Below are 14035 nucleotides of genomic sequence, written 5' to 3'. Positions count from 1 at the left end.
TGTCGCGCACCAAAAACAACACCAATGATATGCGGGTCGCCGCCCGCGGGAGGTTTCCATGGCATCCGTTCCCTTCGACCAACTGGACGGCTTCATCTGGATCAACGGCGAGTTCGTCAAATGGGCCGACGCCAAGATCCACGTGCTGACCCACGGCCTCCACTATGCCAGCGCCGTCTTCGAGGGCGAGCGCGCCTATGGCGGTGCCATCTTCAAGCTCAATGAGCACAACGAGCGTCTGCATGAATCAGCGCGCCTGCTCGGCTTCAATATTCCCTATTCCGTGGCCGAGCTCAATGACGCCTCGACCACGCTTCTGAAGAAGCAGGGTTTCCAGGACGCCTATGTCAGGCCGATCGCCTGGCGCGGCAGCGAACAGATGGGGGTGTCGGCGCAGAACAGCCGCATCAACTGCGCCATCGCCATCTGGCAATGGCCGAGCTATTTCGACCCGGCGCAGAAGCTCAAGGGCATCCGTCTCGATCTGGCGGAATGGCGCCGGCCCGATCCGCGCACCGCGCCGTCGAAGTCGAAAGCCGCCGGCCTCTACATGATCTGCACCATGTCCAAGCATGCCGCCGAGGCCAAGGGCTATGCCGATGCCATGATGCTCGACTGGCGCGGCCAGGTCGCCGAAGCAACGGGCGCCAACATCTTCTTCGTCAAGGATGGCAAGATCCACACGCCGAAGCCCGATTGCTTCCTCGACGGCATCACCCGCCGCACCGTCATCGGCCTCGCCAAGGACCGCGGCCTTGAAGTCGTCGAGCGCGCCATCATGCCTGAGGAACTCGAAGGCTTCGAACAGTGCTTCCTCACCGGAACGGCAGCGGAAGTGACGCCGGTCTCAGAGATCGGTCCGTACCGATTCGAGGTCGGCGAGATCGCCAAGACTTTGATGAACGACTATTCTGCTGCGGTGCAACCTAAGCATGCGATAGCCGCAGAATAACGAAAGTCACAGCTTTTTTCGCAAGCAGGGGCGGTTTTGAGGCCCGCCCCTTTATTTCAGCATCTGTGCATTTGACTTTCGTATAATTCAGCGTCTCATGATGGTGTCGGCCCGGGAGGCTGGCAGCTATGGAGGGACTAGGTTCATGGATACGAATACGCTCATTGCGCTCGTTGTACAGGTAATTGCAGGTGTTGTCGGTGGTCAGGCGGTCGGCGTTGCGCTGAAGAATGCGGCGATGGGCCAGCTGACCAAAATCATCGGTGGCGCCGTTGGCGGCGTCGGCGGCGCGGCGATCCTCGGCAGCCTGCTCGGCGGCACGGCCGACCCGGCAGCGGCTGCCACGGCAGCGGGCGGATTGGGCGATACGCTGAACCTCAAAAACCTGCTCGGCGGCGCCGGCGGCGGCGCCATCCTGACCGGCATCATCGGTGCGGTCATGGGCGCGATGAAGAAGTAAGCCAACTAGATCATTCACCGTTTCACGGCGAATGATCTAGTTTGTTGTTTTACGCAATTCCGGACGGAAAACCGCTTTACACTTTTCCTGGAATTGCTTGAGACTGAGGCTTCGTCAAATGGGCGGCCGTTGGGCCGCCCATTTCTGTTTTAGGACGGACTGTTTGCCTTTCAGCAGTGGACGGCCTTCGCCCACGCCTCTACATCACGCTGGAACAGCGAAAGGACAATCATGGGTCAGCTCAATGCCGGCATCGTGCCGGTCACGCCTTTCCAGCAGAACTGCACCATCCTGTTCGACATGGATGACAAGCATGGCGTCGTCGTCGATCCGGGCGGCGACATCGACAAGGTGCTGGCGGTGCTGAAGGACAATGCGATCACCGCCGCTGCGATCTGGATCACCCATGGCCACATCGATCACGCCGGTGGCGCCATGGAGCTGAAGGAAGCACTCGGCATCGAGATCGTCGGCCCGCACGAAGCCGACAAGCTATTGCTCGACAATCTCGAGAACCAGGGCCAGCGCTACGGCATTACCGGGGTGCGCAACTGCGTCCCCGACCGGTTCCTCAGCGAGGGCGAGACGGTTTCGTTCGGCTCACATATATTCGAGGTGCTGCATTGCCCCGGCCATGCGCCTGGCCATGTCGTATACTACAACCGCGCGGCGAAGTTCGCCCATGTCGGCGATGTGCTGTTTCGCGGCTCGGTCGGGCGCACCGACCTGCCGGGCGGCGACCATGCTGCGCTGATCGCCTCGATCAAGAACAAGCTTTTGCCGCTCGGTGACGAGATCGGTTTCATCTGCGGCCACGGCCCGGGTGGCCGCTTTGGCGAGGAAAGGCGGACCAATCCCTTCCTGACTTAGCGATGTCTTTCTGCCAACAAAAAAAGCGCTGGCCTTGCGGTCAGCGCTTTTTTTGGGGCAGGGAAGCGTCAATTCGCGACGCAGAAATGCTGCTCACCGTCATTGCCGGTGAACGTGCCGCTGCGGGCATTGAAGCTCCGGTAGCGGTCCGAGCAGTATTCGTACCAGTCGCGGGTCCACGGCTCGGCATAGCGGTCGGCATAGACGACCCGCGGTTCGGCATAGTAACGGCGCACCGGCGCCGGCCGCACTTCGCGATAGTCATAGTCGTCGTCATAGCTGCTGTAGCGCGGCTGCGGGTTGCTCAGCGCACCGGCGATCAGAGCGCCGGCCGCAAGGCCGACGACACCGGCCGCAAGCGCGTCGCCATTATGATGACGACCATGGCCATGATGCCAGCGGTTCCAGTCCTTGGCATTGGCGGCAGGCAAGGTGGCGAGGGTGGTCGCGGCGAGAGCGGCGCCCAGGATGGCGGTCTTGAAAATGCGATTCATTTTGGTCTCCTTCGTGCCGGCCCGGATAGTTTTCGGGGGATGCGGTCCAGCCTGGGGGACGATTAATAGAAGACCGTGGCTGAACGGGGGCTGAACGGAATTGGCTGATACGATCCAGTTCTTGCGGCAAAACCAAGCGCGTACGCAAGGCGCTCCGCCTCGTCAATCTCCGTCCGGACTGTCTTGAGCCGGCTTAGCCGACCGACAGGTTGACGGCCTTCGGACCCTTGCCGCGCTTGTCCGGCTCGGTGTCGAATGTCACTTTCTGTCCATCCTCCAGACCGGAAAGACCCGAAGCCTGCACGGCCGAAATATGAACGAAGACATCCTTCTGCCCGTCGTCGGGCGTAATGAAGCCGAAGCCTTTGGCATGATTGAAGAATTTGACAGTGCCGGTCTGCGGCATGGGAAGCTCCCTTTGATCCCATAAAGTCCAGTTTCGGGCCGGCAAATGCCCGAAGGGAAATTTGTCCTTTATTTTAGCGCTATCGGCAAGAGAAAGTTTTGGCCAGGGCGGCAACGCTGAAGGCTGGTCAAATAGATTGTTGCACCGAAGGCAATTCGCGCCAGACGATTGCTCCGGCGATCAGCCACGCCATGGACCGGTAGAGCGTCCTTTGCCTGCGGCGACGGCGGACATGAAAAAGGCGCGACCAGAAACGTCGCGCCTTCGAAACTCTGGACGGCTGACAAAGCCGGTTCAAACACGCTTGAGGTGCTTTTTCGAGCGCCCTGACGGGCGCGCGGGCACCGCCGGTTCAGGCCGCGCGGAGGTTGACCGCCTTCGGACCCTTGCCCATGCGGTCGGGTTCAACGTCGAAGGTGACCTTCTGGCCGTCGACGAGGGTACGCAGGCCCGAGGCCTCGATCGCGGAAATGTGGACGAACACATCCTTGGCGCCGCCGTCGGGCGTGATGAAGCCGAAGCCTTTGGTCGCGTTGAAGAATTTAACGGTGCCGGTCTGGGCCATTGGGGAAACTCCTTCACCCGTGTCAGTCTTGTGGTTTGCCCGCCGCCTGGCATCGTGGGCAAGTCCCGGTGGTTGCTTCGGCAGTCCTGCATTTGCGCATGGTAAAACCCCCCGCCGAAAACGGGGCCGTCAGAGATTCACAGTATCGGGGAAAGGTCGTCCAAAACGTTCCGCTCTCCGGGTCGCAAATGCCCGAACACAAAATTTATCGCACGGAAACGTGATCGTTGCAAGATAGCGCCGCGGGCCGCGTCCATCGACGCGTCCCGACGCAGGCGCTTCGATAAACCCGGCCTCTTGAGAGTTCACCAGCCAGAGCCCGGCCACGCATGGTCCAGCGGTCTGGTCCAGGGCCAGACCAATGCGGGGGCGAGGCATCGCATGGCTCCGCAGCGCCGCAAACGGGGGTTGCATTTGGCAAGGGAATGGCGAGGATCGACAGGCGCGTTTTGCGCCGGGACGGGGGGTCTCGAGGGAGGCATATTCATGAGATTTCTTGCGACGATCTTCTCGCGCCAGGGTTTTACCATTCTCTTCCTGTCGGGTCTTCTTGCGGCCTGCACCGTCGTCGTCGATGACGGGCCGGGACCCCGTCCGCCACGGCCTGAACCGCAATTCTGCAGCAAGCAATATGAGCCGGTCTGCGCGCGGCGCGGTGGCGACCGCCAGACCTTCGCCAATGCCTGCCTCGCGGAGCGCTCGGGCTACCGCATCGTGCGCGACGGCCCTTGCCGTGACGGCGGCGGCGGCGGCAGCGAAGAGCCGACGTTCTGCACCCGCGAATACGCGCCCGTCTGCGCCCGCCGGCATGGCGAGCTGCGCACCTTCCCCAATGCTTGCGAGGCTCGTGCCGCCGACTATCGCGTCGTCGACAACGGTCCGTGCTAGGGGGCCTCTCGGACCCAACACGAGAAGGTCCGCTGGCAGGCGAGCAGGCACTTTCCTTACTTCCTCGGGAGAGGTGCAGAGTCTAGGCGGTCGGGGCATTTGAGGGAGCACACGTCGGGCCTCTCGTTTGCCAGAACGAGAGAGGGAAACGCAAACGCCTCGACGAGCGAGTGTCCGCTACTGAGGCATTGAGACTGGATTCAGTGCACTGATCGATTCGCAATATTTTGAAGGATTGCGAATCTTCGATTAGTATAGCTAACTAGTGTCGGGGGGCACTACCGATGTCGCGGCCAAAATTCTTCCGAGACCCTGTACACCTGCAAATTCGGTTCGACTCTGTAAATTTGGCTGCGCCTGCAAAGGGCTTGTCAAAAGCGGAGCAGATAAGTTGGGCATTGCAAAAGCTCATTGATACCGAGTGCTTTCAGCGCCTTCGACTTATTAGGCAGAACGGCTTAGCCAACTTCGTGTTTCACGGCGCTGAACACTCTCGCTTTTCTCATAGCATAGGTGTCCAGCACGTTGCCCGGTTGATGTTCGAGCGCATTTGCCGAAACCGTACAATGGAGGAAAACCTAGACGACAAAATGGAGGTTTTACTGGCCTCCTTGCTTCACGATGTGGGCCACGGAGCCTTTTCTCATACGTTAGAAGAAATATTAGAGGGAAATGGCATTGAGTTTCATCATGAAACTATGACGAGGTCATTTATAAACTCTGATGGACCCATAAGAACTATTCTTGATCAAATTGACGACAAATTACGAGATAGAGTTTCTGCCTTTTTTGATTTCAAGCTGAGATCGGCGGATCACTGGAAATTCAAGATCGTGTCAAGCCAGATGGATGCCGACAGACTTGACTACACGCAGCGAGATGCCTTGTCTTGCGGAATAAAGGGGCATGGTTTTGATTTTGAACGGCTTATAGACTACTCGATATTCATGACGGAAAAAGCATCGCAGTGGATAGAGGCGCGATTGAGGCAGTTGAGGCTTATTTGGTTACAATAGATCAACTGTATAGGGCTATCTATTATCACCAAGCGGTTCGAGCCGCAACGCAGATGCTTCTGTCGCTTTTCCGGCGGGCGTATGAGCTTTTTCAGAAGGGCGACAAATCTATATTCCCTGCCGTCGACGGGATCGCTCACCCACTTGTGGCCATTTTGGAGCAAGGTTCAAAAGTTAGTATCGTGGCCTATGGACGGGTCTCTGACGCGACTATTTGGACGCTAATCGAGCATTGGAGGCATTCAAAAGATTTCGTAATGTCCGATCTAAGTTCAAGGATTATGACCCGGAGTCTACTTAAGTCTATTTCTATAGAGGACATAGGTTACGCAAAAATAACCGCAAAACGGGAAAAAGCGCTGGAGATAACGGCTGGAATTGTGGGTGAGGAGGCTGCCGGATTTTATGTCGCAGTCGATGATCCCTCTCGGACTAGTTACAAAGGCTATAATTTTACCCCGGAATCCTTCGATGAATCAATTTGGCTGACAGGAGCCGGAAAGAAGGACCAGCCGATTGAGGAGGATGCGGACAGTGCGATAGTCAAAGCTTTGAAAAATAAGCACTATTTTCCTCGTTTGATCGTGCTCGACCAAGTTCGGGATGTTTTGTTGAAGTAGTATGTTCATTGTTTGTTCCGCGTGCTATCATAGGGAGAAATGGGAGAGTGACGATGGGACGACCTAAGACCGTGCTGGGCATCCTCCGAATTGTGCACGCATCCGGCGATGCTCTTGATACCCGAATACGGCTGCAGAAAGAGACCTTCCTGCTTGCGGCCTTAGGGTTGGAAGATTTTGATATAACTGATTTTGAATATCACCACTATGGACCTTACAGCCGAACGGTGTCCGATGCCCTTCAATTTGCTGTTTCTTTTGGCCTCCTTGAAGAGTATGTGGAATATTTTGATGATAGCTCGAACGGAAACTCCAGATATTCGTATAAATTAACCGGTGATGGTGTTGAATTTATTCAGGAGAATGAAACTAGTCGACCTTTTGATAAGGCTGATCAGGTTCATCTAATGAATAAGAAGCACTGGCGCTGCTTGGAGCTAGCTGCTACGGCGAAATATCTCGAATTGAGGGAAGGCTTTGTTAGCGCAGACGAAGCATTTGTTGAAGCAGTTAGATTAAAGCCCGCTACGAAGGCTTACTACGATGAGGCAAAAGCTCTGCTTGAGAAGCTTGAACATGGTACATGATTTGTTCTTTGGTCGCTAAGACTTGGAATGTGACCGGCACTTCCCACAACGGATGGGATTGTTAGCATGAGTCGTGCTTCGAGGCTGCGAAAACAAGCTGCTATAGCGTTTGGTTGCCATTAGGCTCATCTCAAACCTACGCCGGGGCCGGCGTAGAGCTCGCTGCCGTCCTCGTCGCAGATGCGCACGCGGTCGGGGATCTGCGGCATGGCCAGCGTATGGAACAGCGCGGTGGCACCTTGCAGGGCGGCGCGCAGGTTGGGCGCTTCCAGCGACACTTTGTCGAGCGTGGCTTCGTCGGCGTCGCGCGAACGGTAGAACTCGATGAAGAAGTTCAAGCAAGCCTCCGTTGCAGAGTTTTGGGCGAGATCGTCAGTCCGAGATCGTCAGTCCATTGCCGGCAGGTGCGCCAGGCGCGCCCTGCCTGGTCAGCCCTTCGACTTCGGCTTCAGGCTGCTCTCTGCCTGCTTGACCGAGGAACCGAACGGGGAGGCGGCCTTGGCCACCACCTTGTCTTTCTTGGGCTTGCGCGTTTCGCGATTGCTGCGCTGCTGACCCTTGGCCATCTGTTTGCTCCTTCGTACGTGCTGGGTGGGTGCGGTGTCAGACTGCCTGGCTGTCGGGGACAGCCGGGGCGTCCGCTACTTCGAGGTTGTCTTCCGTGGTGACCCGCTCATAGGTCTCCTCCTCGCTGCGGATGCGATATTGCGGCGAGCCATCCTTGACCGGCAATCTGCTCTTGATCTGAAACAGCTCGGCGGTCTGCTGGGCGAGCCCGCTGCGGCTCTTCATGCGCACGGTCTGGCCGATGGCGAAGAGGTGCGAGGGCGTATCGGTGCGCGGACGCGCATTCTGCTGGAAGCGGATCATGCTGCGTTCTCCTGGTCGCGCCTCAGCGCTGTTTCGAGTTCGAGGTAGTCGATGGCGACAAGCTGGCTGGTGGCCGGGTTCTTCACCGCCCTTGCCGGCAAATGGATGAAGGTGGCGACGCGACGCCAGGCAAGCCGCGACATGCCCTCGATCAGCTCTTCGTCGTGATCGATGTCATAGTCGCCGGCCGGCAGTTGCCCTTCCAGCCCGCTAAGCACGAAGGGTGCCGCGAAATGGGCGATGGAACGGGTGGTGCGATCCGGCATTGGCTTGGCTCTGGTTCGTCGATGCTTTCCGGCATCAACCGGGAACTCAACCATCGGCGATTGGAATGAGTTTGGCGGGTCGAGTATCTCCGACGCCGCTATATGCCAAGCTTGACCCAAAAAACGATCTCAGATCAATAATCCGAAATTGTTGGTTATTCAAGCTGATTTCCGCCACGGCTCGACCGGTATAAAAAATTTCTCGTATAAACCTCTAATAAATCTGCTATCGTGGAACAATATCAGCCAATTTCTTATTTAGAGAGCATCGGAATAATTATTCCGGTGCCCCTAAGATTATTTTTCACGAAAGGCAAAAATATATGAGATTCATGAAAACGCCGGATCGTCCGACCGCAACAATCGAGCCAATCGTCCTCTTCCCCAAGGCAATATCAGTGCGCCTGACGATAAGAAGCGACGAAGCGGCACGGCGCAAGATTGCCGACACCGACGGCACGCTACGGCGGGAGCGCCGGCTCGCCGAGAGCCACCGGCTGATTTGAACGCTACATTTTCCTGGAATTCCTCTAGAGTTTCGAAGAGGTCCGCGCCCTTGGCGAGCCCACTCTTCCCTTGAACCTGCAGCGCCGATGGCCTAGATCGCGGCAAGCGGACAAAACACGGCAGGTTTCCCATCAACAGAGATCAGAGAAGAGCGGCGGGTGCTGGAGCTGGCGGACAGGCGCCGCTGGGCCTCGACCAATATGTGCAGCAGGCGCTGCAGCTGCATCAGGCCGGGCGCCGGCAGGAGGCCGAGACGCTGTACCGGCAGGTGCTGGCGCGCAAGGCCAATCACCCGGCAGCGGCGCATTTCCTGGGCCTGTTGCTGCACCAGACCGGGCGCAGCCCCGAAGGGCTGGAGCTGATCGAGCAGTCTGTGCGTCTGCAGCCGAAGAATCCCGATTTCCTCAACAATCTCGGCACGGTGATGCGCGATCTCGGCCGCGTTGCCGCGTCCGCCGATTTCTTCCGCGGCGCGGTCGATCTCAAGCCCGACCAGCTCGCGGCACGCGACAATCTGGGTTCGGCGTTGAAACAGCTCGGCCAGTTCGAGGCTGCGGAGGACATCTATCGCGGCACAATCGGGCGCAATCCATTCCATGTCCGCGCCCGCATCGGGCTTGCCGAAACGTTGCAGGAAGCCGGTCGTCTGGATGAGGCGCTGGCGACCTTTCGCGAGGCGCTGACGATCCGGCCCAAGGATGCCGACCTGTTGCATGGGCTCGGCGTCGGGCTGATGGAAAAAGGCAAGCTCGATGAAGCGGCAGACCTGTTTCGGCAGGCGTTGGCGATCACGCCAGGCATGGCAAAGGCCTGGCTGATGCTGACGCAGGTCAAGCGCCAGAAGGAGCGCGACGCCGAACTCGCCGGCATGGAGGCCCAGCATGCCAAGGCGCCGGCCGACAGCCTGGCACGCATGCAGCTGTCCTTCGGTCTCGGCAAGGCCAATGACGATTTGAAGGACTATAACAGGGCCTTCGACTATTTCGCTGAAGGCAATGCGATCCGCCGCAAGGGCATCGATTATGATCCGGTCAGGACGCGGGGCGAATTCGAGGCGATGAAGACGGTGTTCAACGCCGGCTTTTTCGAAAAGCACAAGCCAAGTGCAATCTCCGACGACACGCCGATTTTCGTCGTCGGCATGCCGCGCTCCGGCACCACGCTGGTCGAACAGATCGTCGCCAGCCATCCACAAGTCTATGGCGCGGGCGAGCTCAGCATGTTGAAAACCGCGGTCGGCAAGCAATTTCCGCTGACCATGCCGGGAGGTTTCCCCTGGGGACTGGTCGATGTATCCGACGCGGAGTTTGCGGAGGCGGGCCAAGCCTATCTCGACATGCTGCATGAGCGCTATCCCAACTTCAGGCATGTCACCGACAAGATGCCCGGCAACTTCCTGCTCATCGGCTTCATCCATATGATGCTGCCGAAAGCCAAGATCATCCATTGCGCGCGCGATGCGGCGGCGACCTGCCTTTCGATCTACAAGGTGCATTTCCGCGGCGACAACCACCGCTACGGCTATGATCTGGGCGAGCTCGCCGATTTCCACAACATCTACACCGACATCATGGCGCATTGGCACGATGTTCTGCCGGGCGTCGTCCATGACGTGCGTTACGAGGATTTCGTGGCCGACCAGGAGGGACAGACGCGGGCGCTGATCGGGCATCTCGGCCTGTCCTGGGATGACAAGGCGCTGTCGTTCCACGAGACCGACCGCCCGGTGCGCACGGCCTCGGCCGCGCAGGTGCGCCAGCCGATGTATCAGGGCTCGGTCGATCTCTGGAAGCGCTATGGCGACAGGTTGAAGCCGCTGCTGGACAAGCTGGACTGAGCAGCGGCTAAAGCTCGATGAAGGGCTGGAAGCCGCCGAAGATCATGCGCTTCATATCGAAGGGCATGGGCCCCAAATCGGGTGTCAAACGGGGATCGGCCATCACCTTGGCCATTACCGCGTCGCGGCTTTGCCTGGACGAATAGACGGCCCAAGCAAAGACGACGATCTCGTCGTCTTTTGCCTGAACGGCACGCGGAAACGAGGTCAACTCACCATAGGGCACGTCGTCGGCGATACATTCGACATAGGCGAGCGCTCCGTGTTCCTTCCATATCGGGCCTGCGAGGTTGGCCAGCTTCTTGTAGTCATCGATATTTGCCTTCGGCACGGCGAGCACGAAACCATCGACATAGGACATCAGGTTCTCCTTGGAGTATCTCACTAAGCTCCTTACCGGCGTCAGCCGGTGAGGAGCTTTGTCAGCAGTGGTCAGTCTTTCTTCGCCGGCGCGTTCATCGCCCATTCGACCCCGAAGGGATCGCGCATGTTGCCCCACTGGTCGCCCCAGAACATCAGCTGCAGCGGCACTGCGACTTCGCAGCCGGCATCGACCGCGCGCTTCCACCAGTCATCGATCTCGTCGGCGCCGAGATGGAGCTGCATGGTATAGCCCTGCGGCTTGACGGCAGGCATGCCGTTTTCGGGGTAGAAATCGGAAATCATCAGCGTCGAGCCGTTGATGTGGAGATGGATGTGCATGGTGCGGCCCTGCTCATCGGGCGGATAGAAGAACACCTGCTCGGCGCCGAAGGCCTTCTTGTAGAATTCGGCGGCCTTGAAGGCGCCGTCCAGCTGCAGATAGGGGGTCAATCCACCGAGAACTTTCGCGGCCGGCTGAATGGGGGTCTGGTCGGTCATGTCTTGTTCCTCTTTGGGTTTGGTCTGGGCATTTGGTTTGGCCTTGCGAACCCTAGGACGAACGAGCCGGCGGCGATCCTACATGTCTGATGCGATTTTTTGGGCCGATGCGATTTTTGGGGTGAAATGAACTTGCGTCGGCGGCGCCCAATCAGAGCGCAATCCTCGGTATGAGCAGGCTAGAAAAGGGGACTGCTTCTCCAACCCGCTGAGACGACAATGATCCTCTATTACCAGACCCATTCGCCCTTTGCGCGCAAGGCGCTCGTCTTCGCCCATGAGGTCGGGCTTGCCGACCGGCTCGAGGTCATTCATCACGAGACCAGCCCGACCTTGCGCAATGCCCGTGTCTACGCCGAAAACCCGCTCGGCAAGGTGCCGGTGCTGCTGCGGCCGGATGCGCCGCCGCTCTTCGATTCCGATGTCATCTGCGCCTATCTGGATACGCTGCATGACGGCCGCAAATTGCTGCCGCAGGACGGCGAAGCGCGCTGGCAGGCGTTGCGGCTGCAGGCGGTCGCCCAAGGCCTGGCGCAGACGGGCATAGGCCTGCGCTGGGAGACGGAAAGGCGGCCCGAACAGTTGCGCTATGCAGCGCTTGCCGAAGGCTACCGGGAAAAAATCGAGGCCAGCTATGACTGGATCGAAAGCGCGCTGGACGACGAGACACCGCTCCATGTCGGCCATATAGCGCTTGCCACCACGCTGTCCTGGATGGCGTTCCGCCAGCTGCCGTCCTTTCGCGCGCGGGCGCGGCTGACGCGCTGGTTCGAGGCGTTCGAAAAGCGTCGATCGATGCAGGCGACGCCGCTGTCGGGCGATACGCATGACTGAGCAACGATCGCCCCGCGGCGGCCTGCATCGATCTTTCCCGACTGCATGGTCAGGGCGCCCTGCAGATCCGCGGGCCGTTTTGCGCGTCGATGAGGATTTCCGGCCAGCCGATATCCTTGCGCAGTTCGATCGGCAGGGCCAGAAGCTCGCGCTCGCTGCGATAGCGGGCGCGGTTCTGTGCGTAACGGGCGGCGACGCGGCCTATGGATGACAGGATGGACATGATGCGTTCTCCTCAGATGAAGCCGGCATCATCGTGTCGGCATCCCAAGGACGCAGCAGGTTCAGGCGATCCGACAGAACGCTGAAAATATTTGCGGGAGATGCGAAAGCATGGACCGCAACACGGTGCGGCCCATGGTGGTAGTTCCTCAGCCCACCGTTTCAGCCACCGAGCGGAAGAAATCCTCGGGGTCTTCGACTTCGGTCAGCTTCCGCTTGTCGATCAGCCAGAAGCGGTTGCCGATGGCGCGGATGAAGGAACGGTCGTGCGAGGCGAGCACACAGCTCGCCTGGTGCTTGAGCAGTTCCTCCTCCAGCGCTTCCTGGCCGTCAATGTCGAGATGGTTGGTCGGCTCGTCGAGCAGGTAGAAGTTGGGGTTGGCGAGTCTCAGCGCCAGCATCATCAGCCGCGCCTTCTGGCCGCCGGACAGCACGCCGATCTTCTTCTCCTGCATCTCAATGACAACGCCGGCGCCGGCAAGCAGCGAACGGGCGCGCTGCTCGCCGACATCGTAGCGGCGCGAGACCATGGCCAGAGGCGTGTCGTCGCCACTGATGCCGGCCAGCGCCTGGTCGCTGTAACCGAGCACCGTCGACGGCGTCACCTTGACGTTCGGCACCGTGTCAGGCTCGGAGATGGCATTGCGGATCAGGTTGACGAAACGCGACTTGCCGACGCCGTTGCGGCCGAGCAGCACAATGCGATCGCCCTGGCAGATGTGGCGCTTGCCGGTCTTGAACAGCAGCATGCCGTCCGGCGTTTCCACCGTGGCGTCGTCCAGCGTAATCAGCACCTTGGCATGGGTGCCGCGGTTGGCCAGCCGGATCGCGCCGGCCGATTTCTCGCGATGCGCCGATACCGTGGCATCTTCCAGCTTTTCCGCCCGTTCCCTGAGTTGCTTGGTCTTCACCGTCAAAAGGTCGCTGCCGGAATTGATGCCGATGTTGTTGAGCTTGGCGGCCTGCTTGCGCAGCTGCTGCGCCACCTTCATGTCGCGCTCGAACCGGCGCGCCGTCGAAGCGTCCAATTCGTCCAGGGCCTGCCGCGCCCTGGAATAGGGCAGTGCAAACACCGGCGAGTCCTCCGGGCGCAAGAACAGCGTGCGGTTGGTGACGGCGTCGAGAAAGGCGCGGTCGTGACTGGCGATGACCACCGGCACTTCGCGCGGCAGGGCGTTCAGCCAGCTTTCCAGCTGGCTGATCTTAGCGAGGTCGAGATGATTGGTCGGCTCGTCGAGCAAAAGCACATCCGGATCGGTGACCCAGACGCGGGCGATCAGCGCCAGCCGCTGCCATCCGCCGCTCAGCGCCTGCATCAGCCGTTCGCGCATCGGCTCGGGCACGTCGAGCGAATCCAGCACCACGTCGACGCGCCACATCTCGCTGTCGGCCTGCTCGGCCGGCAAGGCATCGGCCACCACCTGATGGAAGGTGCGGCTAAGAAGGGCAGGTGGAACCGACTGCTCGACATGGCCGACACGCAGGCCGCGCGTGCGAGAAATGTCGCCCGAGGTCGGCTCCAGCGCGCCGGTCAGGCATTTAAGCAAGGTCGACTTGCCGCGGCCATTGGCGGCAACGATGCCGAGCCGGTCGCCGGTGCCGATGGTGAGGTCGAGGTTGGAAAACAGCGGCGCACTCATGGTGACGCCGAACGGTGTGCTTGCCGGCCATCAGGCTCAGCTTTGCGCACCACGAAGGGCAGACCAAAAAATCGAAACGGGAAAAAACCCGTAATGTCCCTGGTCAACCCTGCAAGCGAACTCGCAGGGCAGAAATCGGG

Annotated in this window: 21 protein-coding genes; 10 read left to right on the top strand and 11 right to left on the bottom strand. The window is 59.5% G+C overall.

Annotated features, from left to right (window positions below):
• The first annotated feature begins 58 nt into the window (after positions 1-58).
• From NKH38_RS00630 to NKH38_RS00620, 3 genes are all read left to right on the top strand, one after another.
• Entirely contained in the window at positions 59-952 is an 894-nt protein-coding gene (locus NKH38_RS00630; RefSeq protein WP_023728237.1) for a branched-chain amino acid aminotransferase, read from the top strand.
• Between the two features lie 145 nt (positions 953-1097).
• Positions 1098-1412: a hypothetical protein gene (locus NKH38_RS00625; RefSeq protein ID WP_023686110.1), complete on the top strand. Its 315-nt coding sequence runs from the start codon at positions 1098-1100 to the stop codon at positions 1410-1412.
• 231 nt (positions 1413-1643) lie between these two features.
• Positions 1644-2282, top strand: a complete 639-nt coding sequence (locus tag NKH38_RS00620; protein ID WP_352758423.1) for an MBL fold metallo-hydrolase — start codon at positions 1644-1646, stop codon at positions 2280-2282.
• A 68-nt stretch (positions 2283-2350) separates the two neighbouring features.
• On the opposite strand, the gene NKH38_RS00615 is transcribed toward NKH38_RS00620, so the two are convergent.
• The 3 genes from NKH38_RS00615 to NKH38_RS00605 all read right to left on the bottom strand — a co-directional run bounded on the left by NKH38_RS00615 (position 2351) and on the right by NKH38_RS00605 (position 3747).
• Positions 2351-2776, bottom strand: a complete 426-nt coding sequence (locus NKH38_RS00615; RefSeq protein ID WP_023672020.1) for a BA14K family protein — start codon at positions 2774-2776, stop codon at positions 2351-2353.
• A gap of 193 nt (positions 2777-2969) precedes the next feature.
• Positions 2970-3182: a cold-shock protein gene (locus NKH38_RS00610; protein ID WP_023672019.1), complete on the bottom strand. Its 213-nt coding sequence runs from the start codon at positions 3180-3182 to the stop codon at positions 2970-2972.
• Between the two features lie 352 nt (positions 3183-3534).
• Complete coding sequence (locus tag NKH38_RS00605; protein WP_006202520.1) at positions 3535-3747, bottom strand: cold-shock protein; 213 nt, start codon at positions 3745-3747, stop codon at positions 3535-3537.
• 486 nt (positions 3748-4233) lie between these two features.
• Between NKH38_RS00605 and NKH38_RS00600 the strand changes: the two genes are divergently transcribed.
• The 4 genes from NKH38_RS00600 (at position 4234) to NKH38_RS00585 (ending at position 6858) form a co-directional block, all read left to right on the top strand.
• A complete protein-coding gene (locus NKH38_RS00600) occupies positions 4234-4635 on the top strand; it encodes a Kazal-type serine protease inhibitor domain-containing protein (RefSeq protein ID WP_023728234.1) in 402 nt (133 codons plus the stop codon).
• A gap of 284 nt (positions 4636-4919) precedes the next feature.
• The gene (locus NKH38_RS00595) at positions 4920-5651 is read left to right on the top strand and encodes an HD domain-containing protein (RefSeq protein ID WP_352758420.1); all 732 of its coding nucleotides are present in this window, start codon (positions 4920-4922) and stop codon (positions 5649-5651) included.
• Between the two features lie 53 nt (positions 5652-5704).
• Entirely contained in the window at positions 5705-6271 is a 567-nt protein-coding gene (locus NKH38_RS00590) for a hypothetical protein (protein ID WP_352758419.1), read from the top strand.
• Between the two features lie 53 nt (positions 6272-6324).
• Positions 6325-6858 carry a hypothetical protein gene (locus tag NKH38_RS00585; RefSeq protein ID WP_023728232.1) on the top strand — a complete coding sequence of 178 codons (534 nt, stop codon included), beginning with the start codon at positions 6325-6327 and terminating at the stop codon, positions 6856-6858.
• A 125-nt stretch (positions 6859-6983) separates the two neighbouring features.
• Here the strand turns inward: NKH38_RS00585 and NKH38_RS00580 are convergent, their stop codons facing one another.
• The 4 genes from NKH38_RS00580 to NKH38_RS00565 all read right to left on the bottom strand — a co-directional run bounded on the left by NKH38_RS00580 (position 6984) and on the right by NKH38_RS00565 (position 7994).
• Entirely contained in the window at positions 6984-7196 is a 213-nt protein-coding gene (locus NKH38_RS00580; RefSeq protein ID WP_023728231.1) for a hypothetical protein, read from the bottom strand.
• A 90-nt stretch (positions 7197-7286) separates the two neighbouring features.
• On the bottom strand, positions 7287-7424 hold the full coding sequence (locus tag NKH38_RS00575) for a hypothetical protein (protein ID WP_023683725.1): 138 nt from the start codon (positions 7422-7424) through the stop codon (positions 7287-7289).
• Between the two features lie 37 nt (positions 7425-7461).
• The gene (locus NKH38_RS00570) at positions 7462-7728 is read right to left on the bottom strand and encodes a hypothetical protein (RefSeq protein WP_023728230.1); all 267 of its coding nucleotides are present in this window, start codon (positions 7726-7728) and stop codon (positions 7462-7464) included.
• Positions 7725-7994, bottom strand: coding sequence for a hypothetical protein (locus NKH38_RS00565; protein WP_023701590.1), 270 nt, complete (start codon positions 7992-7994; stop codon positions 7725-7727). The genes NKH38_RS00570 and NKH38_RS00565 overlap by 4 nt, the downstream gene beginning before the upstream one ends.
• Positions 7995-8317: 323 nt before the next feature.
• On the opposite strand from NKH38_RS00565, the gene NKH38_RS00560 reads away from it, so the two are divergent.
• Together NKH38_RS00560 and NKH38_RS00555 are read left to right on the top strand one after the other, a co-directional pair.
• Positions 8318-8500: a hypothetical protein gene (locus tag NKH38_RS00560; RefSeq protein ID WP_023728228.1), complete on the top strand. Its 183-nt coding sequence runs from the start codon at positions 8318-8320 to the stop codon at positions 8498-8500.
• A gap of 203 nt (positions 8501-8703) precedes the next feature.
• Positions 8704-10338 (top strand): tetratricopeptide repeat-containing sulfotransferase family protein, encoded by a 1635-nt coding sequence (locus NKH38_RS00555; protein WP_352758417.1) that lies wholly within the window; start codon positions 8704-8706, stop codon positions 10336-10338.
• Between the two features lie 7 nt (positions 10339-10345).
• Here the strand turns inward: NKH38_RS00555 and NKH38_RS00550 are convergent, their stop codons facing one another.
• Entirely contained in the window at positions 10346-10699 is a 354-nt protein-coding gene (locus NKH38_RS00550) for a DUF1428 domain-containing protein (protein WP_023683729.1), read from the bottom strand.
• 71 nt (positions 10700-10770) lie between these two features.
• Entirely contained in the window at positions 10771-11199 is a 429-nt protein-coding gene (locus NKH38_RS00545; protein ID WP_023672011.1) for a VOC family protein, read from the bottom strand.
• A 219-nt stretch (positions 11200-11418) separates the two neighbouring features.
• Here NKH38_RS00545 and NKH38_RS00540 point away from each other — a divergent pair, with 219 nt between their 5' ends.
• Positions 11419-12033 (top strand): glutathione S-transferase family protein, encoded by a 615-nt coding sequence (locus tag NKH38_RS00540; protein ID WP_352629404.1) that lies wholly within the window; start codon positions 11419-11421, stop codon positions 12031-12033.
• Between the two features lie 49 nt (positions 12034-12082).
• On the opposite strand, the gene NKH38_RS00535 is transcribed toward NKH38_RS00540, so the two are convergent.
• Complete coding sequence (locus NKH38_RS00535) at positions 12083-12256, bottom strand: hypothetical protein (protein WP_023672009.1); 174 nt, start codon at positions 12254-12256, stop codon at positions 12083-12085.
• 148 nt (positions 12257-12404) lie between these two features.
• Positions 12405-13895 (bottom strand): ABC-F family ATP-binding cassette domain-containing protein, encoded by a 1491-nt coding sequence (locus NKH38_RS00530; RefSeq protein ID WP_352758414.1) that lies wholly within the window; start codon positions 13893-13895, stop codon positions 12405-12407.
• Positions 13896-14035: the final 140 nt, after the last annotated feature.

Source organism: Mesorhizobium sp. M1078, from assembly GCF_040318615.1.
Classification (GTDB): domain Bacteria; phylum Pseudomonadota; class Alphaproteobacteria; order Rhizobiales; family Rhizobiaceae; genus Mesorhizobium.
This window is presented reverse-complemented; position numbering and strand designations above follow the sequence as displayed.